Origin of the sequence: Photorhabdus sp. P32, assembly GCF_038085095.1 — a bacterium.
Classification (GTDB): domain Bacteria; phylum Pseudomonadota; class Gammaproteobacteria; order Enterobacterales; family Enterobacteriaceae; genus Photorhabdus; species Photorhabdus luminescens.
The window spans coordinates 1-20,767 of the sequence record NZ_JAZGJN010000235.1 but is presented as its reverse complement, the minus strand read 5'-3'; the positions used below and the strand labels follow the sequence as shown (position 1 = coordinate 20,767).

The 20,767-nt window shown below is 44.1% G+C and carries 19 protein-coding genes; 15 read left to right on the top strand and 4 right to left on the bottom strand.

Translation table 11 applies throughout. The features are described 5' to 3' along the window. The 12 genes from cysD (at window position 1) to V2H77_RS07260 (ending at window position 9,905) form a co-directional block, all read left to right on the top strand. On the top strand, window positions 1–909 hold the full coding sequence (gene cysD / locus V2H77_RS07315; protein WP_341498278.1) for a sulfate adenylyltransferase subunit CysD: 909 nt from the start codon (window positions 1–3) through the stop codon (window positions 907–909). Between the two features lie 11 nt (window positions 910–920). Further along, window positions 921–2,363: a sulfate adenylyltransferase subunit CysN gene (gene cysN / locus V2H77_RS07310; RefSeq protein ID WP_341498277.1), complete on the top strand. Its 1,443-nt coding sequence runs from the start codon at window positions 921–923 to the stop codon at window positions 2,361–2,363. A gap of 1 nt (window position 2,364) precedes the next feature. Then, window positions 2,365–2,988: an adenylyl-sulfate kinase gene (gene cysC / locus V2H77_RS07305; RefSeq protein ID WP_341498276.1), complete on the top strand. Its 624-nt coding sequence runs from the start codon at window positions 2,365–2,367 to the stop codon at window positions 2,986–2,988. Between the two features lie 149 nt (window positions 2,989–3,137). Next, on the top strand, window positions 3,138–3,458 hold the full coding sequence (gene ftsB, locus V2H77_RS07300) for a cell division protein FtsB (RefSeq protein ID WP_065390098.1): 321 nt from the start codon (window positions 3,138–3,140) through the stop codon (window positions 3,456–3,458). 5 nt (window positions 3,459–3,463) lie between these two features. After that, complete coding sequence (gene ispD / locus V2H77_RS07295; RefSeq protein WP_341498274.1) at window positions 3,464–4,195, top strand: 2-C-methyl-D-erythritol 4-phosphate cytidylyltransferase; 732 nt, start codon at window positions 3,464–3,466, stop codon at window positions 4,193–4,195. 13 nt (window positions 4,196–4,208) lie between these two features. Beyond that, entirely contained in the window at window positions 4,209–4,682 is a 474-nt protein-coding gene (gene ispF, locus V2H77_RS07290; RefSeq protein WP_341498273.1) for a 2-C-methyl-D-erythritol 2,4-cyclodiphosphate synthase, read from the top strand. Between the two features lie 3 nt (window positions 4,683–4,685). Next, window positions 4,686–5,735 (top strand): tRNA pseudouridine(13) synthase TruD, encoded by a 1,050-nt coding sequence (gene truD, locus V2H77_RS07285; protein WP_341498272.1) that lies wholly within the window; start codon window positions 4,686–4,688, stop codon window positions 5,733–5,735. Beyond that, window positions 5,713–6,477: a 5'/3'-nucleotidase SurE gene (gene surE, locus V2H77_RS07280; RefSeq protein WP_341498271.1), complete on the top strand. Its 765-nt coding sequence runs from the start codon at window positions 5,713–5,715 to the stop codon at window positions 6,475–6,477. The genes truD and surE overlap by 23 nt, the downstream gene beginning before the upstream one ends. Beyond that, window positions 6,471–7,097, top strand: a complete 627-nt coding sequence (locus V2H77_RS07275; protein WP_049585537.1) for a protein-L-isoaspartate(D-aspartate) O-methyltransferase — start codon at window positions 6,471–6,473, stop codon at window positions 7,095–7,097. Before surE ends, V2H77_RS07275 begins: the two co-directional genes overlap by 7 nt. A 169-nt stretch (window positions 7,098–7,266) precedes the next feature. After that, a complete protein-coding gene (nlpD, locus tag V2H77_RS07270; RefSeq protein WP_265380812.1) occupies window positions 7,267–8,244 on the top strand; it encodes a murein hydrolase activator NlpD in 978 nt (325 codons plus the stop codon). 51 nt (window positions 8,245–8,295) lie between these two features. After that, the gene (gene rpoS, locus V2H77_RS07265; RefSeq protein WP_341498269.1) at window positions 8,296–9,294 is read left to right on the top strand and encodes an RNA polymerase sigma factor RpoS; all 999 of its coding nucleotides are present in this window, start codon (window positions 8,296–8,298) and stop codon (window positions 9,292–9,294) included. A 371-nt stretch (window positions 9,295–9,665) separates the two neighbouring features. Continuing rightward, window positions 9,666–9,905, top strand: coding sequence for a HigA family addiction module antitoxin (locus V2H77_RS07260; protein ID WP_445935467.1), 240 nt, complete (start codon window positions 9,666–9,668; stop codon window positions 9,903–9,905). 1,092 nt (window positions 9,906–10,997) lie between these two features. On the opposite strand, the gene miaE is transcribed toward V2H77_RS07260, so the two are convergent. Then, entirely contained in the window at window positions 10,998–11,759 is a 762-nt protein-coding gene (gene miaE, locus V2H77_RS07255) for a tRNA isopentenyl-2-thiomethyl-A-37 hydroxylase MiaE (protein WP_341498267.1), read from the bottom strand. A 4-nt stretch (window positions 11,760–11,763) separates the two neighbouring features. Beyond that, window positions 11,764–14,319: a DNA mismatch repair protein MutS gene (mutS, locus tag V2H77_RS07250; protein ID WP_341498266.1), complete on the bottom strand. Its 2,556-nt coding sequence runs from the start codon at window positions 14,317–14,319 to the stop codon at window positions 11,764–11,766. A gap of 238 nt (window positions 14,320–14,557) precedes the next feature. Between mutS and V2H77_RS07245 the strand changes: the two genes are divergently transcribed. Further along, window positions 14,558–15,331 carry a type IV toxin-antitoxin system AbiEi family antitoxin gene (locus V2H77_RS07245; RefSeq protein ID WP_341498265.1) on the top strand — a complete coding sequence of 258 codons (774 nt, stop codon included), beginning with the start codon at window positions 14,558–14,560 and terminating at the stop codon, window positions 15,329–15,331. Then, window positions 15,324–16,241, top strand: coding sequence for a nucleotidyl transferase AbiEii/AbiGii toxin family protein (locus V2H77_RS07240; protein ID WP_341498264.1), 918 nt, complete (start codon window positions 15,324–15,326; stop codon window positions 16,239–16,241). The genes V2H77_RS07245 and V2H77_RS07240 overlap by 8 nt, the downstream gene beginning before the upstream one ends. A gap of 317 nt (window positions 16,242–16,558) precedes the next feature. Here the strand turns inward: V2H77_RS07240 and V2H77_RS07235 are convergent, their stop codons facing one another. After that, entirely contained in the window at window positions 16,559–17,689 is a 1,131-nt protein-coding gene (locus V2H77_RS07235; protein WP_341498263.1) for a hypothetical protein, read from the bottom strand. Between the two features lie 771 nt (window positions 17,690–18,460). Next, window positions 18,461–19,576, bottom strand: coding sequence for a hypothetical protein (locus V2H77_RS07230; protein WP_341498262.1), 1,116 nt, complete (start codon window positions 19,574–19,576; stop codon window positions 18,461–18,463). Between the two features lie 755 nt (window positions 19,577–20,331). On the opposite strand from V2H77_RS07230, the gene V2H77_RS07225 reads away from it, so the two are divergent. Next, window positions 20,332–20,767, top strand: a 436-nt coding sequence (locus V2H77_RS07225; RefSeq protein WP_341498260.1) for a hypothetical protein, incomplete at its 3' end; no start/stop codon positions are given.

The window sequence follows — 20,767 nt, the reverse complement described above, 5'->3', positions numbered from 1 at the left end:
ATGGATGAGAAAAGATTGACACACTTGCAGCAACTTGAAGCTGAAAGTATTCATATTATACGGGAAGTGGCCGCCGAGTTTGAAAACCCGGTGATGCTTTACTCTATCGGTAAAGATTCTTCGGTCATGCTTCATCTTGCACGCAAGGCGTTCTATCCGGGAACATTGCCATTTCCTTTGCTGCATGTGGACACGGGATGGAAATTTCGCGAAATGTACGATTTTCGTGATCGTACAGCGAAGAATTACGGCTTTGAGTTATTGGTGTATCGCAACCCGCAAGGGGAAGCAATGGGAATCAATCCATTTGTGCATGGTAGCGCGAAACATACTGACATTATGAAAACGGAAGGGTTAAAACAGGCGTTGGATAAATATGGTTTTGATGCCGCTTTCGGCGGCGCCCGCCGTGATGAAGAGAAATCGCGGGCCAAGGAGCGGATCTATTCTTTCCGAGATCGCTCACATCGTTGGGACCCTAAAAACCAGCGTCCTGAATTGTGGCGTAATTACAACGGTCAGATTAACAAAGGTGAAAGTATTCGCGTATTCCCACTGTCTAATTGGACTGAATTGGATGTTTGGCAATATATCTATTTGGAGCAAATTGATATTGTTCCTCTTTATTTTGCCAAATTACGCCCGGTATTGGAGCGTGAGGGTACGCTGATTATGGTTGATGATGATCGAATCGATCTAAAACCTGGCGAAGTTATCAGCCAGCGCAAAGTTCGTTTTCGTACCCTCGGTTGTTGGCCGCTGACGGGAGCAGTGAAATCTGATGCTGATACATTGCCGGAAATTATTGAAGAGATGCTGATATCGACGACAAGTGAACGGCAAGGGCGGCTGATTGATAGTGATCAATCAGCTTCTATGGAACTGAAAAAACGTCAAGGTTATTTCTAAGGAGAGCAACCATGTCAGCACTTGCACAGAATGAAGCCATTGCTCATCAAATTAAGCAACAGGGCGGGGTGGAAGCTTATCTGCGCGCTCAACAAGAGAAAGGACTACTGCGTTTCCTGACATGCGGCAGCGTGGATGATGGCAAAAGTACGCTAATTGGCCGCTTGTTACATGATACCCGTCAGATCTACGAAGATCAGCTTTCAACCTTGCAGAATGATAGTAAACGCATTGGTACTCAGGGTGAAAAATTAGATCTGGCTTTATTAGTGGATGGTCTTGCCGCAGAGCGTGAGCAGGGCATCACCATTGATGTAGCTTATCGCTATTTTTCAACAGAAAAACGCAAATTTATCATTGCTGATACACCGGGACATGAGCAGTACACCCGTAATATGGCAACGGGAGCATCGACTTGCGATCTCTCTATTCTGTTGATCGATGCGCGTAAAGGCGTTCAGGAACAGACTCGTCGCCACAGTTTTATTAGTACATTGCTAGGTATCCGCTATTTGGTGGTCGCGGTGAATAAAATGGATCTGATGGAATACCGTCAGGAAGTTTTTCATCAGATCAAACAGGATTATATGAATTTCGCTGCCCAATTGCCGACAGATTTGGACGTTCATTTTGTCCCGATCTCGGCACTTGATGGCGATAATATTGTCACCCAAAGTTGCAATATGAATTGGTATGAAGGGCCGACGTTGTTGGATATTCTTGAAACAGTCGATGTAAAAAAGGAAGCCTCGAAGCAGCTACTACGCTTCCCGATACAGTATGTCAATCGGCCTGATTTCGACTTTCGTGGTTACAGCGGCACACTTTCGTCTGGGATTTTACGTAAGGGGCAGAAAGTTAAAGTTATGCCATCCGGTATTGGCTCACAGGTGGAGCGGATCGTGACTTTCAATGGTGATTTGGATTTTGCTGTTCCGGGTGAAGCCATTACGGTGGTGCTGAAAGATGAAATTGATATCAGCCGGGGTGATCTCCTAATTTCTGCCGGTGATGAGATGAGAGTGACCCGACATGCGCTGGTGGATGTGGTATGGATGTCTGAACAGCCTTTGGTGCAGGGGCAGAACCTTGATATCAAAGTGGCGGGTAAAAAGAGCCGTGGGAAAGTTGAGAATATTCAGTACCAGGTGGATATTACTCACCTGACACAGCGGGTGGCTGTTGATTTACCATTGAACGCCATCGGATCGGTGGAGTTTTCTTTTGAAGAGCCATTAATGCTCGATAGCTATCAGCAAAATAGCGACACTGGCGGTATTATTTTGATCGATCGACTGACTAACGTCACTGTTGGCGCGGGATTAGTGCGTGAAATTCAGACAGATGTTTATGAAGGGCCAAAAGAATTCAGCGAATTTGAACTGGAATTGAATCGGTTGATTCGTCGTCATTTCCCTCATTGGGGAGCTAGAGATTTACTGGGAGGTAAATAGATTGGCTGACATTGAAAATCTGGCATCAGAAAACGTTGTTTGGCATCCACATCAACTGACCAGAGCGCAGCGGGAGGTTGAAAATGGACATCCTGCATTGGTTATTTGGTTCACTGGTTTATCGGGTTCAGGGAAATCTACGGTGGCTGGGGCCTTAGAGCAGGCCCTGTTTCAACGGGGAATAAAAACTTATTTGCTTGATGGCGATAACTTGCGTCATGGCCTTTGTAGTGATTTGGGTTTTTCCGAACAGGATAGGCAGGAAAATATCCGCCGTGTAGGTGAAGTTGCCAATCTGATGGTCGATGCGGGTTTAGTCGTGCTGACGGCTTTTATCTCTCCTCATAAAGCAGAGCGGCAAAAGGTTCGTGAACTGCTGGAACCGGGGAAGTTTATTGAAGTTTTTGTCGATACGCCGTTGGAAATTTGCGAATCTCGTGATCCGAAAGGATTGTACAAAAAAGCTCGTGCCGGTGAAATTCGTCATTTCACGGGGATTGATTCGGTCTATGAAGTTCCCGATAACCCGGAAATTTATCTTCCAGGCCAACAACCCGTTGAAGCTTCTGTGGCCCAGTTGCTGGCGGCATTGGGAAAGAGCGGCATTATACACTCGGATTCATAACGTATAACATCAACAAAAGCACATTATTGCGTCTTCAATGATGTGCTTATGTAACGACTTCATTTAACTATTTTCCCTATTCCTGTTTTGTGATAGTAGCGTCATTCTTTGAGTTATGGGATGATTGACAGATATTTCAGGGGGCGGAAATGGGTAAGCTGACGCTACTATTACTGGTTTTACTCGGATGGTTACAGTATTCACTGTGGCTTGGTAAAAACGGCATTCATGATTATGTGCGGGTTAAGAATGATGTTGCGATGCAAGAACGTAATAACAGCAAACTTAAAGCGCGTAACGATCAGTTATCGGCGGAAATTGATGATCTTACTGGTGGACAGGAAGCCATCGAAGAGCGATCCCGTAGTGAATTAGGCATGATCAAACCGGGTGAAACTTTTTATCGTTTAATCGTTGATAAATCTAAAGAAAACACTTCGCGTCCCTCGACTCCAAATAACACTCAATAATTAAAATGAACAATCTATTACTTCATTCCTGTGCTGATATTATGGCTTTGGTACCAGCAGCGGGTATTGGTAGCCGAATGAATTCGGACTGCCCAAAGCAATACCTGTCTATTGCCGGAAAAACCATTATTGAGCATACCTTGGCTCTATTACTTGATCATCCCCGTATTCGGCATGTTGTGATTGTTTTAAATCCCGTAGACACACAGTTTCATTCCCTTGAGGTTGCATCAGATTCGCGCATTACTACGGTAGTTGGCGGTGAACAGCGAGCAGATTCTGTGCTGGCTGGTTTAAATCATCTCGCTCATTTGACTGGCAATGATAATTGTTGGGTTTTAGTGCATGATGCAGCCCGCCCTTGTTTACACCGTGACGATCTTGACCGTTTGCTGCAATTAGCAGAAGAAGATGAACAGGGAAATATTGCATGCGGTGGCATTCTGGCCTCGCCGGTCCGCGATACGATGAAACGTGGACGGACTGGTCAAGTTATTGACCATACGGTAGAACGGCAAGATCTCTGGCATGCACTGACTCCGCAGTTTTTTCCATTGATGTTACTAAGGGATTGTTTGTCAAAAGCACTTTCGCAACATGCCAGCATTACGGATGAAGCTTCCGCACTGGAATATTGTGGCTACCAACCAGTGTTGGTTAACGGGCGTTCGGACAATATAAAAGTTACGCGTCCTGAGGATTTGGCATTGGCAGAATTTTATCTATCTAGAAAATAAAGGAACAGACATCATGAGAATCGGACACGGTTTTGATGTGCATAAATTTGGTGGTGAAGGGCCGATTATTATCGGTGGTGTTCGTATTCCTTATGAACAAGGGTTGTTGGCGCATTCCGATGGTGATGTTGCTCTCCATGCGGCGACTGATGCTTTGTTAGGTGCTGCGGCATTGGGCGATATCGGGAAATTATTCCCAGATACTGATCCGGCGTTTAAAGGAGTGGATAGCCGCAAATTATTGCGCGAAGCCTATGCACGTATTAGAGAAAAGGGGTATCGAATTGGCAATCTGGATATTACGATTATCGCTCAAGCACCCAAAATGCTGCCGCATATCCCACAAATGAGAGTCAATCTGGCAGAAGATCTGCAATGTCACATTGATGATATCAATGTTAAAGCCACAACTACCGAAAAATTGGGATTTGTTGGGCGTAAAGAAGGTATTGCTTGCGAAGCGGTTGCTTTGCTGGTTAAGGAATAATTGATGGTATTGGCTGAATTAAACTGGCTGTATGGGCAACCAGAAGCGACGGGGATACTAAAAGCCTCGCCGGAAGATTTTATTGTCTGTGAAGATTTGGGATTTTCTCCTGATGGAGAAGGTGAGCACTTAATGGCGCACATCCGTAAAATGGGTTGTAATACCCAATTTGTTGCAGATAACCTTGCTCGTTTCGCTGGGATACCATCTAGATCGGTCAGTTATGCCGGTTTAAAAGACCGTCATGCCGTGGCAGAACAGTGGTTTTGTTTGCACTTACCGGGCAAACAAGAACCTGATTTTGCCTCGTTTCAGCTTGAAGGATGTGAAGTTCTGACGACAGCCCGTCAGAAACGTAAACTGCGCATTGGCGCATTGAAAGGAAATTCATTTACGCTGATTTTGCGACAAATCAGTCATCGCCAATTGGTTGAAAATAGACTACGGCTGATTCAGCAAGGTGGCGTGCCTAACTATTTTGGTGAACAGCGTTTTGGTCGGGATGGGCAGAATCTGATTCAAGCGCAGCGTTGGGCAAATAATGAAATCCGCGTCAAAGAGAGAAATAAACGCAGTTTTTATCTGTCAGCCAGTCGTAGCGCTATGTTTAATACGGTAGCCAGTGCCCGGATTGTTCTGAAACAACAGCAACAGGTAATGAAGGGCGACGCCTTACAATTAACAGGGCGTGGTAGTTGGTTTGTTGCTGATGAAACTGAATTGCCTTTATTGCAACAGCGGGTGATCGATGGAGAATTACAAATAACGGCGCCGCTGCCTGGTGATGGTGAATTGGGAACACAGCACCAAGCTGCGGATTTTGAACGGCAATATTTACAGCCCTATGAATCATTGTGGGAACTTATCAAGCGTGAAAGGGTGGATGGTTCTCGTAGGGCGATTCTGGTGCAGCCTCAGAATCTGAGTTGGCAATGGCAAGATAATGACACGGTGAAAATCAGTTTCTGGTTACCCGCTGGCAGTTTTGCTACCAGTGTAGTCAGGGAAATTATCAATCAGGATCAAAATAATGTTACGAATATTGTTGAGTAATGATGACGGTGTAACCGCTCCAGGGATTCAGGTTTTAGCAGCAGCGTTGCGGAAAAGTTACCATGTGCAGGTTGTTGCGCCCGATCGTAATCGGAGTGGCGCATCTAATGCATTGACCCTTGATCGTTCATTAAGTGTTAATACACTGGAGAATGGCGACATCTCGGTATTGGGCGGCACACCAACAGATTGTGTCTATCTCGGTGTTAATCGCTTGGTTCTTCCGCGTCCTGAAATTGTTGTTTCCGGTATAAATCGCGGTCCCAACCTTGGGGATGATGTGATTTATTCCGGTACGGTTGCTGCTGCGATGGAAGGGCGTCACTTGGGATTACCGGCATTGGCTATTTCACTTAATGGCGAATTGCATTACCAAACAGCGGCAGAAATCACATATCGTTTGCTACAAATGTTACAAACAACGCCTTTAAGAGCGGGTAATATTTTAAATGTGAATGTTCCTGATCTGCCGCTTGAGCAAATTAAAGGTTTTCGGGTAACACGTTGTGGTAGCCGTCATGCTGCGGAAGAAGTTTATTCTATGCAAGATCCGAAAGGCAACATGCTTTACTGGTTGGGGCCGCCGGGAGATAAACGTGACGCTGGTCCTGAAACAGATTTTGCGGCGGTGGAACAGGGATATGTGTCTATTACGCCATTACAGATAGATCTGACTGCGTATAAAGAGCAGGCGTTAGTAAAAGATTGGTTAGCTCAAGCTGAGGTTGATGGAGAATGCTGAGTCGGGCAATGAAAAATTTGCTGACACAATTACGCCAGCAGGGAATAAAAGATGAACGTTTACTGGCCGCTATTTCTGCCGTGCCTAGGGAGCGTTTTGTCGATGAAGCGCTGGCACATAAGGCGTATGAAAATACAGCTTTGCCTATTGGTCATGGGCAAACGATTTCTCAGCCTTATATTGTCGCCCGTATGACTGAACTACTTCAGTTAACGCCCGATGCTAAGGTTTTGGAAATTGGTACTGGTTCTGGTTATCAGACGGCAATATTAGCGCATTTGGTCAAACATGTTTTCTCGGTAGAACGGATTAAGGGCTTACAGTGGCAGGCTAAACGGAGGTTGAAACAGCTTGATTTGCATAATGTTTCAACCCGTCATGGGGATGGTTGGCAAGGATGGCCGTCTCGTGGGTTATTTGATGCTATTATTGTGACCGCAGCGCCTCCGTATATCCCACAAGAATTGATGCTTCAGCTTACGGATGGGGGAGTGATGGTTTTACCGGTGGGTGAGCGTACACAAACTCTTAAATCCGTGAAGCGTCATGGCAATGGTTTTCATAGCGAAGTGATCGAAGCTGTGCGTTTTGTGCCCCTTGTGCAAGGGGAACTGGCTTAAGTTCATAGCCTATTGCAACTATTTTTCAATTAATGGTTATATTTGCTTTAATAAGCGAAATTACTTTCGTTTTGGAATTTTTGTGGTTAGGTATAACCTTTAGAAATTATTAACTTTTACGCTTATCTTTGCCGTTATGGGGGAAGGAAATATGAATTCGGGAAGCCCAATGAAAAAAATACAGCGGATTGTAACGTGTTTATTGATGGGAGCCTGGTTAGTCGGCTGTACAAATACGCCAACTCGTCCTGCGCCTATCACCAGTATTGATCAAAAACAAAGCAGAGGGAGTAGTCATCCAGTAATATCTTCCGGCAATTCTGCGATATCTACGCCGATGCCATCTTCACCTTCATCAATGAGTGAGACTGATAGCAATTTGCAGGGGAAAATTGTTTATAACCGTGATTATGACAGTATTCCTAAGGGCAGCTATAACGGCAGCGCTTATACCGTCAAGCATGGGGATACTCTGTTTTATATCGCTTGGATTACAGGTAATGATTTTCGTGATCTTGCGAGCAAAAATAATATTTCAGAACCTTACAGTCTGACGGTGGGGCAGACTTTGAGGACCGGTAGTAGCGGGATGTTAACCACTTATAACCATAATCAAAAGCAAACAGCCCTGGTTGATTCTCAATCAACTAATGCGTATCCTGCAAATTCCGGGATACAAAAGAGTGTAAAAATGTTGCCACGGGCAACTACGTCAACAGTAAATAATACGTATTTAGCATCACCGACGACAACCGCGAGCAGTGGAAACAGTGTTGTTAGCAGTTGGATGTGGCCGGCTGAAGGTAAAATGATTGAAAGTTTCTCTGATACCCAAGGGGGTAACAAAGGGATTGATATCGCAGGTAGCCGGGGCCAGTCAGTATTTGCGACAGCAGGTGGTCGAGTTGTCTACGCCGGAAACGCCTTACGTGGATATGGAAATCTAATAATTATAAAACATAACGATGACTACCTGAGTGCCTATGCTCATAACGATACAATGCTAGTTCGTGAGCAACAGGACATCAAGGCGGGGCAAAAAATCGCCACTATGGGTAGCACGGGTACCAGTTCTGTAAGATTACACTTTGAAATTCGTTACAAGGGAAAATCCGTAAACCCGCTGCGTTATCTTCCGCAGCGATAAACTGGGCAGAATGCTGAATTCTGCCTGCATTATCATGGGTAGGGGCAGCTTATGAGCCAAAATACGCTGAAAGTTAACGAGTTGTATGATGATGCGGATTTAGATGAAAGTGGTATTGAAGCTGACGACTTCGATGAGAAATTATTGAAGAACGATGAGGATGATATAACTGATTTTGAGAATGATTTAGATGTATTGCATGGCATGAGCCAGCGAGTTCTTGATGCGACACAGCTTTATCTCGGCGAGATTGGTTTTTCTCCTTTGCTGACAGCGGAAGAAGAAGTTTTTTTCGCAAGGCGGGCATTACGTGGTGATGTTCTGGCCCGCCAGAGAATGATCGAAAGTAACTTGCGATTGGTTGTCAAAATTTCCCGTCGTTACAGTAACAGAGGCTTAGCTCTTCTTGATTTGATTGAAGAAGGTAATCTTGGCCTTATCCGTGCTGTTGAAAAATTTGACCCGGAGCGCGGGTTCAGGTTTTCTACCTATGCAACATGGTGGATTCGGCAAACCATTGAACGGGCGATTATGAATCAAACCCGTACTATTCGGTTGCCAATCCACATTGTTAAAGAGCTCAACGTCTACTTGCGTACCGCAAGAGAACTTGCCCATAAATTGGATCATGAACCTAGCCCGGAAGAGATAGCAGAGCAACTGGATAGACCGGTTGATGATGTAAGCCGTATGTTGCGGTTGAATGAACGTATCATTTCGGTTGATACACCTATTAGCAGTGATTCTGATAAAGCGTTATTGGATGTTTTATCGGATGAGAATGAAACCGGGCCGGAGGGAACAACACAAGAAGACGATATGAAAAAGAGTATCGTCAAGTGGCTGTTTGAGTTGAATTCGAAGCAACGTGAAGTATTAGCGCGTCGTTTTGGTCTTTTGGGATATGAAGCTGAAACGTTGGAAGATGTGGGTAAAGAGATCGGTTTGACAAGGGAAAGAGTGCGTCAGATCCAGGTCGAAGGTTTGCGACGTCTGAAAGATATTATGCAAACTCAAGGTTTGAATATTGAAGCGTTATTCCGTACTTAATTGTTGAATAGTTTGGCTACTTGGGTTCTGAAGAACTGTTGTCCCTGTTTTTGCATTGTTGATGCTTGGTATTATCAGGTTCTTCAGTACTCTGTAGAATTATTTTAATTGTCTGGTTGTCTGGGATGATGATAGTAAATTTCAATCAAATATTTTTGATATTTAAATTGCAGTGATGTGATGAACATCCCTTTTTTAACTTCTTCCCTGATTCGCTTTTTCGAGAAGTTGTGTGATGGTGATATCTATATATACCCAATGGATTTCAAGATGCATCGCGACGGCAGGGGAACGAATCCCCGGGAGCATAGATAACTATGTGACCGGGGTGAGTGAGTGCAGCCAACAAAGAGGCAACTTGAAAAATGGCTATGATGTATAACCCCCCGCATCCTGGAATATTGGTTAAAGAGGCTATGGAGACTCTGAATTTGGGTGTTAGAGGTTTGGCTAAGACGCTGGGTGTAACGCCATCAACTGTGCAACGCTTGGTTGTTGGCAAGTCTGATGTTTCGCCAGAAATGGCGCTGAAATTGTCTGTTGTTATTGGCAGCTCACCTCAAGTTTGGATGGGGATGCAGATAGACTATGATTTATGGCAGGCAAAATAGCATATCGATGTGTCTCACCTTCATCGATTGCAAATAGCTTGTTCCACATTCGATTAGTGGCAGTCCAGAGAAGGGGAGAATCCAGTCTAAGGGGTTACCGGCCAACTTGAGGTTGCCCTTCTTGAACCTAAACGATACGCCAATAAAATTAATCGAAAATAATTGATAATTGTGGCACAAGTCACTACTTTGATTACTATGCCAACTTAATGGTTTTAAAACAGCAATTATTTTCAATAAAATTGGCTGTATAATTAAAGAAAGATTTTTCAATAAAGGATGTGGAATGATATTTTTGTTATCACGACTAATTGATGCCATTGTTTTTTTTCTATTATCTATAACGGTTAGTTATTTCTTTATTTTAAATAAAAACGTAAAAAAAACATTAATATCATCGGTAGTAAGTGTTATTATTTTTATTTTAGTTAATATTTTTTCTCCGCTACTACTTTACTGTTTTTTAAATCTATCTGAGTTCCTATATTATGTCGTGCATTAAATGTACGATAATAAATATCCGCTATTGTTTATCAATTAGCAGTTTGATTTTATTATCATATACATTTTTATCGATATTGAAATTTACAGGTTATTTCCATGATCCTGTTATATTAAATGGAGTTCCATTTGGATTGAAATCCTTTTTAACCAAATTGAACGTATCATATGGATCTGTAAATTTATCATAAAGTTTGTAATTTATTGCCCCAAATAAATTATACCTAATAGATTTCGAGCCGCAGCGCGGCCAACAAGGAGGCAACTTGAAAGATGACGGGTATATACCCAATGGATTTCAAGATGCATCGCGACGGCAAGGGAGCGAATCTCCGGGAGCATAGAGAACTATGTGACCGGGGTGAGTGAGTGCAGCCAACAAAGAGGCAACTTGAAAGATAACGGGTATATATTTATTTCCTCTAGGTTCTACTCTAACATCAGTTAATTTTCCACTGGTCTTATCGCCGCCTATTGGGGAAAAGGGATCAGAACATTATTCAAAAGGAAAAACAAACCTCGTTATTTTAAACGAGGTTTATCATCGGTGTGAAAGGTGAATATAAGCTCACCTTTCAATTTACACTCAGTTCAAATTACAGGGACGCCGCTATGGAATTTAAAATCGCTATCTGGATTTTGAATTAATTCAGCTTCAACACGGCCAAAATAGTTCACCCGCTCGGTAATATCTTCATTAGCAATAGATTGTGCCAGTGAAAGATAGTCCTGGTAATGACGTGCTTCAGAGCGCAGCAGCGAGATATAAAATTTACTCAGATCTTCATCCAGATGAGGAGCGAGTTTGGCGAAACGTTCACAAGAACGCGCTTCAATGTAAGCGCCGATAATCAGCTTATCTACCAGTGTATAAGGTTCATGGTTGGTAATGTGACTAAGCATACCTTTAGCATAACGGCTGGCAGTGATGCTTTCATAGCTGATATTGCGCTCATCCATGATCTCCAGCACCTGATAGAAGTGATGTAACTCTTCTTTAATCAGCAATACCATTTTATCAATCAGATCCTGGCTATAGGGTGAATTAGCTTTGGCGGTGATCTGTTTGGTTACTTGGTTTTGGCCTTTTAGTGAATTGAGATCGCCAATCTTCTTGTAAGCAAAATCTTCATAAGGTTTAAACCATGCCAGAAGTGTATCCTCACTTCGCTGATCCACAGCATATTTGCGGATCAAAAACATCGCGCTCTGTGCTGCTTTGAGTTCACATAACAGATGATCCCGTAGAAGCACAGATAAATTTTCAGGCTGTTTTGCTTTATCTACCCACAAATCCGGGGTTTCACATTGCAAAAAACGGTATATTGGTTGTAAAAGGCTTTTGTCAAACACGTTCTTACACCATATCTTTTAATCGATAAATCCATTCTAATGCTTGACGCGGAGTCAGTGAATCTGGATTAAGATTTTCTAATGCTTCAACCGCCGGTGATGTTTCTTCTGTTAATAGCGCAAGCTGAGGTGTATCCACATGACTTGCCGTTGCATGATTGGATAGCGATTCCAGCTCTTTAAGTTTCTGGCGCGCTCGTTTGATCACTTCGCGTGGAACGCCAGCGAGAGAAGCCACTGCCAGCCCGTAACTCTTACTGGCTGCGCCCTCTTGTACGCTGTGCATAAATGCGATGGTATCTCCATGCTCTACCGCATCCAGATGAATATTGACCACTCCTTCAAGTTTTTCCGGCAACGTGGTCAGTTCAAAATAGTGAGTGGCAAACAAGGTCATTGCTTTAATGCGGTTTGCCAGATTTTCTGCACATGCCCATGCCAGAGAAAGGCCATCGTAGGTTGATGTGCCTCTGCCAATCTCATCCATCAAGACCAAACTTTGTTCTGTCGCATTGTGCAAAATATTGGCGGTTTCTGTCATTTCGACCATGAAGGTTGAACGGCCGGATGCCAGATCGTCGGAAGCGCCTACACGGGTAAATATGCGATCAATCGGGCCGATAACAGCTTTTTCAGCCGGTACAAAGCTACCGATATAGGCCAGAAGTGTAATAAGCGCTGCCTGACGCATGTAGGTACTTTTACCGCCCATGTTTGGACCGGTAATAATCAGCAGGCGCCGCTGTGCAGATAAAGAGAGAGGGTTTGAGATAAATGGCTCACTCAGAACTTGCTCAACAACTGGATGGCGGCCACCGGTGATTTGAATTCCCGGTTTGTCACTCAATGTTGGACAAATATAATTCAGGGTTTCAGCGCGTTCTGCCAGATTTGCCAATACATCAAGTTCAGCTAGTGCTTCGGCGCTGGTTTGTAATTCGGCCAAATGAGGCAGTAATAGATCGAATAATTCTTCGTAAAGCGCTTTCTCTATTGCCAGAGACTTCCCTTTAGAGGTCAGAACCTTATCTTCATATTCTTTTAGCTCGGGGATGATATAACGCTCAGCATTTTTCAGTGTCTGACGGCGGACATAGTGAATTGGCACCAGATGGCTCTGCCCTCGGCTGACTTGAATATAGTAGCCATGAACACCGTTAAAGCCGACTTTCAGAGTATCAAGACCCAGTTTTTCCCGTTCACGAATTTCCAGTTGTTCCAGATAGTTACTGGCGCCGTCAGCCAGTGTGCGCCACTCATCCAACTCGCTGTTATAACCCGGTGCGATTACGCCGCCATCCCGAACTAATACCGGCGGTGTTTCTACAATCGCTTTTTCAAGTAATTCCTGTAGTTCGTCAAATCTGCCGATATTTTTCTGCAATTGCTTGATATAGGCGGAATCTGAGGAGTCCATAATTTGGTGGATATCCGGTAATTGCTGGAATGCATGGCGCATTCTTGCCAGATCCCTTGGACGAGCAGAGCGTAGAGCTAAACGAGCTAACACACGTTCGAGATCACCTACCTGTAGCAAAAATGGCTGCAACTCTAATCCAATTTCCTGCAAGGTAGCGATAGCTTGTTGACGGTTTTCTAATATCTGGCGGTCCCTGACAGGGGCATGCAACCAGCGTTTCAACATCCGGCTACCCATCGGGGTAACACACAGATCAAGAACAGAAGCGAGAGTATTATCTGTACTGCCAGACAGGTTTTGTGTTAGTTCCAGATTACGGCGGGTGGCGGCATCCATAATAACCGTATCTTGCTGACGTTCCACCGTAATGCCACGGATATGCGGCAGCGCCGTGCGTTGAGTATCTTTGACATATTGCAACAGGCAACCAGCGGCACGCAGAGCGAGTGCTGCTTTTTCCACGCCAAAACCGACAAGATCACGGGTACTAAATTGCAGGTTCAATTGCTGTTTTGCGGTATCCAACTCAAATTCCCATAAAGGGCGACGGCGCAGGCCATGAAGATTTTCAATTAAAGCCATATGCTCAAAACTTTCAGGATAGAGCAATTCAACAGGACGGCTACGTTGCAATTCAGCGGCTATCGTTTCCAACTCTGCCATTTCAGATATTTGGAAGCGGCCAGATGTTACATCCAGTGTGGCATAACCAAATCCCTGATTATCGTACCAAATAGCTGCCAGCAGATTATCTTGCCGTTCCTGTAATAATGCTTCATCTGTCACGGTACCGGGAGTAACGATGCGAACTACTTTACGTTCAACCGGGCCTTTGCTGGTGGCAGGATCGCCAATTTGCTCACAGATAGCGACTGATTCACCTAATTGAACCAGCTTAGCTAAATAGTTTTCTACTGCATGATAGGGCACGCCTGCCATAGGGATGGGATTGCCGGCTGATTGACCTCGTTTGGTCAGGGAAATATCCAGCAATTTCGCCGCCTTTTTGGCATCGTCATAAAATAGCTCATAGAAATCCCCCATTCTGTAAAACAGCAGGATATCAGGATGCTGTGCTTTAAGACGGAGATATTGCTGCATCATGGGCGTGTGGGTGTCGAAAGTTTCTGTATTAATCATGCAGTGGTCTTAGTTAAGTTGGTGAATCAATTCTTTTGTTATGGTATCGCACCAAGCTTTAAACTTACACAAGTAAAATCTAGAAGCAATTCGCAAATTTAGTTGTAATTTTGGTCTGGTTAGTAATGGGAAAAACACAATATAACGATGTTATCAATGAAATGACTGCTCAAAAAATTGACACTTTAGTCACTCGATGGTTTACTATTTATGATATTGTTACACTAGGAGTGAATCTATGTCATCAAAATTAAACTGGCTTTTGCAAAACACTACGCCGGGCTCCTTAGTATTGCAATCTTGGCTAACAAAACACAGCATCAGCCCTTCTCTAGCGAATAAGTACATGAATAGCAATTGGCTGCAAAAACTGCGGGCCGGGGTGTATGTACGGACAGGACGTAAGCCTGAGTGGAGTGATGCTGTGCAGTGCCTGCAAAACCAGCTTTCTATCCCGGTTCATTTAGCGGGGCTTACCAGTCTGGTGTACCAAGGCCGTTCTCATTATCTACAGTTAAAGCAGCAAAGGATATGGCTCTGCGTGAAAGATAAAACTGCGTTGCCGAAGTGGTTTAAAGAATTTCCCGATGTTGACTGGTTTTTGATTTCTAATCAGAAGTTGTCCCTACTTGATGAGAAATACCTGACAGATGTTGAAATCAAAGGAAAACAGCTAAAAGCCAGTATACCTGAATTAGCCGTTTACGAAGTTTTAGATGCTGTACCGGTGCCGTTTTCTTTTGAACATGCTGCGGAACTTTTCCAAGGTTTGGTTAACCTCAGCCCGCGTAAAGTGGAAATACTCCTTCATTCCAGTCATGCGATCCAAACCAATCGTTTATACCTTTTTTTGACCGACTATTATGCCCATGCATGGGCTAAACGTGTTGATAAAACTAAAATTGATTTAGGGACAGGGAAGCGTCAAGTCGTGTTAGGAGGGAAATTGGATAAACAGTATCAGATTACGGTTCCAGAAAAGTATTTGAACAATGGATTATCTCATGGATAAATATTCGCCGTATTACCGACAAGTAGTGTTGTTGATGAGCATACTTCCTGTGGTAGCAGCAGAGCGCTGTTTTGCACTGAAAGGGGGGACGGCGATTAATTTGTTTGTACGTGATTTTCCCCGGTTGTCAGTTGATATTGATCTGGTTTATACACCTTTGGAAAGCAGGGAGTTAGCGTTACCCAATGTTCGAGCGGCATTAACTAGGATTGCCACTTTGCTCCAACAACAAGAGGGGATTTTTGCAGCACTACAGACAAACAATTCTAATGAAATGCGTATTATTGTTACTTCTCAAGAAGCGCAGATAAAAATCGAGGTCTCTCCAGTTGCGCGCGGCACGCTATATCCACCTCAGGAGCGCGATGTTGTGGAGGCTGTAGAAGATGAATTTGGTTTTGTCTCTATTCAGGTCGTTTCGATTGCCGATCTTTATGGTGGTAAGCTATGTGCAGCGTTAGATCGCCAGCATCCACGCGATCTTTTTGACGTCAAAATGTTGCTTGAAGCGCAGGGAATAAATCGTTCAATCTTTAATGGGTTCATCGCCTATTTACTTAGCCATCCCCGACCATTGTCTGAAGTACTTAATCCTCGATGGAAGGATATTTCTGAGCTCTATGTGAATGAATTCAGTGGAATGACATTCAATAGTGTGTTGTTGGAAGACCTTAATTCCGTGCCTGAATTGATGATTTCAGCACTTAAGGAACAGTTTACCCAAAGGGATTATGACTTTTTGATGTCCTTCAAAAGTGGTAAGCCGGATTGGCTGTTGTCTCCAGAGAGCCAAATTCAGTATTTACCGGCGGTAAAATGGAAGTTACACAATCTCGATCTTATGTCAAAAGATAAACATATTCAGGCGTTGAATAAACTAGAGAAAGTGCTGACTGAATGGCTGGATTAGTTTATAACTTGTGATATACATTCACTATAAGTGTCACTATATATTTATTTATAAACCATTGCGGTTGAATGATGAAGATTGAATGGGACAGTAATGACGGATGAATTAATCAGTTGTAAATGTGTAGGTTGAGATATAGCTTTTTTTATAAAAATAATCGTTAAATGTTCGAATATTGATGATAAAAGAGCCTTGATACAGAATTTGGGTACAGCCCATTATCCCCCTATCTGGCCCGGTGAAACGCAATGGATATTTTCCTTTTGCACCGGGCCAGCAGCTCACGATCGTCTCGTGTGGAGCTAGCTTCTTTCTGATTACTTGATCACAGAAGCATCGATCAAGGTGATACCGCCGATGAGAGCCCAGGTGGTCCACGAGGATGTCGGTGATGAAGTGGTTTGCCAGAGGTGCCAAAGCGCCTTATCAAGACCAAGCACAAAGACCTCAATCCGGCCATCTGAATTCTTCGCTAGCGTTGGGGCGCTGGCGATAATACCTGTGAATGAGGCCCAGTTAGACCACGGACCGTTATTAGAAATTTGCCTGGTGCGCCAGAGCGTGTTATCAGCGCCGCGTGCAAAGACCTCAAGCAGACCAGAGATATTCTTCACCACCGCCGGGGCGCTAGTGATCACACCATCCAAACACTGCCAGTTTGACCACGAAACAGAATCTGAGCTGATCTGTGAAATGTGCCGGAGTGTACTATCGGCACCGCATGCGAAGACTTCGAGCCGACCATCGCAGTTGTCGATGACTACAGGGTCGCTAGTGATTATGCCTTTTAGTGATTGCCAATTTGACCACTGATCCGTGTGGGCAGTCGTTTGCCAGATGTGCCATAGCGCGTTATCGGGGCCGCGTGCAAAGACCTCAAGCCGGCCATCGGCGTTGATGTGTGCGGCAGGATTACTGGTGAGTGTGCCGCCCAGAGATTTCCAGCTTGACCAAGAATTGGTATGGGCTGCGGTTTGCCAGATGTGCCATAACGCGTTATCGGCGCCGCGTGCAAAGACCTCAAGTCGGCCGTCGGAGTTAATGCAAACTTCTGGGTTGCTAGTGATCCCACCCTGTAGCGGCTGCCAGCTTGACCAAGTATTGCTATCAGCGGCGGTCTGCCAGTTGTGCCAGAGTGCATTATCCGTACCACGCACGAATACTTCCAATCGACCGTCCGAATTACGATGAACAGCGGGTTTGCTAGTGACTACTCCGTTAAATTTGCTCCAGCCGGCCCAAGAGGAGCTTGGCAGCGGTGTTGTTTGCCAGTTGTGCCACACTGCGCTGTCAGCGCTCACACCGAAAACCTCAAGTCGATTATCGGCATTGTTTGCTACTGAGACAATTCCAGGTAATGCTATTGCAGAACTCTCTATCCCTACTTCATCGGCAACATATACTTCGGTATTATCTGGGGTTGGTGTTTTTATAAGTTCTTTATTCATGTCTATATTCTCTTTAAATATAATTTTTTGGACTAAAAATAATCACTTAATGGGAAGGATATTGGGCTTTATACCCTTCATCTTTCAAGCTGCTGCTTTGTTGGCTGCTTTCACTCACCCCAGTCACATCGTTATCTATGCTCCTGGGGATTCGTTCACTTGCCGCCGCGCTGCAACTCGAAATCTCTTAGGTATATATATTGATTTTTTTACTGGTCTCCTATTTTTTTAATGAAATAAATGGTGGATGTTTTTTTGTTAATGATTGAACTGTAAAATGTTAAATAAATATAGCCTCGTATTATGCGGTTACATATTTTTATATGTTGTTTTTATACGAAATCATTTAATTTAAATTAACTGTTTTTTTATTTTAAAGTCCCCGTTGGTTCCTATTTTAGATATATTTTTTTATGTTTTTTAAATTTTATTTAAAATATTTGGTTGAATAATTATTAAAGCACACAATTCGTAATCTGGCTATTGATAAACACAGATCCTGATTTAATCATGTACCTAAAAAAGGTTATTCTGTTTGAAGTTGCTTTCCAGACATATTCGACTAACAGTCTGTTTCAGATAGACAAAAATATGTTCTTATTATCAAAAATAATATGTAATTTCGAATCCGTACCGGGTTTATGTATCTAATATCAGATTTTTATCAGCAAATTGGGTGCCACTGGCCCGATGAAGCGCAGTGAATATTTTCCTTAGCGTATCGGGCCAGAAGGTGACGTTTGTCTTATGCAAAGCTGGATTCATTCCAGATTATTTGATTGCTGAAGCGTCGATTAAGGAGCCATTGAGGGATACCCAAGCGGACCACGATGATGTGCCTTGCCTGGTGTTCCAGAGTGCGTTATCGGTGCCGCGAACAAAAACTTCAAGCCGACCATCGGCGTCTTTCACTGCCGTTGGCGCACTGGTGGTCGTGCCATTGAACGGGGCCCAATTAGACCACGGACCGGAATGAGAAACTGTTTGCCAGATTTGGTAGAGTACGTTATTGGCGCCGCGTGCAAAAACTTGAAGTCGTCCATCGGCGTTCTTCGCCACCGCAGGGGCACTAGTGAGCCAGCCATTTAACGACGCCCAGCCCGACCACGGCCCGGAATGGGGAACGGTTTGCCAGATGTGGTAGAGTGCGTTATTGGTGCCGCGGGCAAAAACTTCAAGCCGACCATCAGCGGTGTCGATGACTACAGGATCGCTAGTGATGATGCCGCCGAGTGAATCCCAATTTGACCACTGATTGGAATCAGGAGCGCTTTGCCAGATGTGGTAGAGAGCGTTATCGGTACCACGTGCGAAGACTTCAAGCCGACCGTCGGAGTTGATATGAACTGCGGGGTTGCTGGTGATCGCGCCGTTCAAAGATTGCCAATTTGACCACAGATTGGAATGAGCGGCAGTTTGTGAAATGTGGTAGAGAGCGTTATCGGTGCCACGTGCAAAGACTTCGAGTCGGCCATCGGTGTTGACGCCTACCGCCGGATTACTGGTAATTAAGCCTCCTAAAGATTGCCAGTTTGACCAACCGGCATTGACGGCGGTTTGCCAGGTATGCCAGAGCGCATTATCGGTGCCGCGTGCGAATACTTCCAGTCGACCGTCTGTATTGATATAAACGACAGGTTTGCTGGTTACGTTTCCGTTAAGTGAGATCCAGCCAGACCAGGAAGAGCCTGAATGTGGTTCTGTTTGCCGATTGTGCCACACCGCGTTGTCAGTGCCGACACCGAAAACCTCAAGCCGACCATCAGCGGTGTTTACTACTGAGACAATTTCAGACAACGCGATTGTGCCGTTTTCGATGGCTACCTCATTTTCAACAGGTAGTTCGGCATTATCTGACTTTGGTATATTAATAGATTCTTGTTGCATATATATCCTCGTTAAAAATAATTTTTCAGATTGACTAAATAGTCATTTAATAAGTAAGGTGTTTGATTCTATGAATTAATACTCTCACTTTTACTCTTTCTTCTTTGAAGAAATAATTAATGTTTTATTTGATGTTGATTAATGATCCGTTAAGTATTAAGTGGATGAGATGCTACATTATAAAATCGCTTGTGTTTATATATATTTTTACATACAGTCATTCAAAAATAATAAATTATGAAATGAATTATTTTATTATTTTAAGTTTTCATCTTTATTGTTTGTTATATTTTGAAATGTGTTTTTATCATGATTGTTTTAATTGCATTAAAAACGTCTGATAATCTTTACGGAAGCGAATAGTTTGACGACTAGCATTAAAAAAACACAGATTCTAGTTTATGAATGTTCGATAAAATGGAGGCTTTATTTGAAATTGCCTTTTGGGTATATACCCTATGGATTTCAAGATGCATCGCGACGGCAAGAGAGCGAATCCCCGGGAGCATAGATAACGATGTGACCGGGGTGAGCGAGCGCAGCCAACAAAGAGGCAACTTGAAAGATAACGGGTATATTTGACTCAGAGTCTACATTAGATACACAAAACTATATCTTTTTCATCAACAACATACGCGAGTTTGAGCGAATGCTTGGTTTGTTTGTTGAGAACTGGGTTGATTTCAGTCAATGAGCTACTACTGGCCTGATGCAGAGTAGTAAATGTTTTCTCTAATGCATCAGGCCAAAAAGTTATGTATGTCTTGTGCGGAGCTGAGCTTGACAGATTATTTCATTGTTTAAGCGTCGCTCAAGGTGCCCCAAGGGATGTCCAGCTAGACCATGAACTAGACGATGAACAGGATGCTACATTCTGCCAGATGTGCCAGAGCGCTTTATCAGAGCCGCGAGCAAAGACTTCAAGACGACCATCGGCGTTAGCATATACGGCAGGGTCACTGGTAAGTACGTTCCCTAAATATTGCCAGTCTGACCAGCCGGAATTGGGCGCGGTTTGCCAGATGTGCCAGAGGGCGTTATGGATGTTATCGGCGCCGCGGGCAAAGACTTCAAGGCGGGCGGCGGCGTGGGCAGGTTCGGGAGGGTGGGGGGGGCGGGGGGTGGGGCTGGATTGCCGGTGTGGGGCGGCGGCTGTGGGGGGGGTGTGGCTGCGGTGGGTGTGGGGGGGGT

Coding starts and splice junctions, on each gene's coding strand:
- cysD (WP_341498278.1), top strand. CDS start 1: ATGGATGAGAAAAGATTGACACACTTGCAGCAACTTGAAGCTGAAAGT.
- cysN (WP_341498277.1), top strand. CDS start 921: ATGTCAGCACTTGCACAGAATGAAGCCATTGCTCATCAAATTAAGCAA.
- ftsB (WP_065390098.1), top strand. CDS start 3,138: ATGGGTAAGCTGACGCTACTATTACTGGTTTTACTCGGATGGTTACAG.
- ispD (WP_341498274.1), top strand. CDS start 3,464: ATGAACAATCTATTACTTCATTCCTGTGCTGATATTATGGCTTTGGTA.
- ispF (WP_341498273.1), top strand. CDS start 4,209: ATGAGAATCGGACACGGTTTTGATGTGCATAAATTTGGTGGTGAAGGG.
- truD (WP_341498272.1), top strand. CDS start 4,686: ATGGTATTGGCTGAATTAAACTGGCTGTATGGGCAACCAGAAGCGACG.
- surE (WP_341498271.1), top strand. CDS start 5,713: ATGTTACGAATATTGTTGAGTAATGATGACGGTGTAACCGCTCCAGGG.
- V2H77_RS07275 (WP_049585537.1), top strand. CDS start 6,471: ATGCTGAGTCGGGCAATGAAAAATTTGCTGACACAATTACGCCAGCAG.
- nlpD (WP_265380812.1), top strand. CDS start 7,267: ATGAAAAAAATACAGCGGATTGTAACGTGTTTATTGATGGGAGCCTGG.
- rpoS (WP_341498269.1), top strand. CDS start 8,296: ATGAGCCAAAATACGCTGAAAGTTAACGAGTTGTATGATGATGCGGAT.
- V2H77_RS07260 (WP_445935467.1), top strand. CDS start 9,666: ATGATGTATAACCCCCCGCATCCTGGAATATTGGTTAAAGAGGCTATG.
- mutS (WP_341498266.1), bottom strand. CDS start 14,319: ATGATTAATACAGAAACTTTCGACACCCACACGCCCATGATGCAGCAA.
- V2H77_RS07245 (WP_341498265.1), top strand. CDS start 14,558: ATGTCATCAAAATTAAACTGGCTTTTGCAAAACACTACGCCGGGCTCC.
- V2H77_RS07240 (WP_341498264.1), top strand. CDS start 15,324: ATGGATAAATATTCGCCGTATTACCGACAAGTAGTGTTGTTGATGAGC.
- V2H77_RS07235 (WP_341498263.1), bottom strand. CDS start 17,689: ATGAATAAAGAACTTATAAAAACACCAACCCCAGATAATACCGAAGTA.
- V2H77_RS07230 (WP_341498262.1), bottom strand. CDS start 19,576: ATGCAACAAGAATCTATTAATATACCAAAGTCAGATAATGCCGAACTA.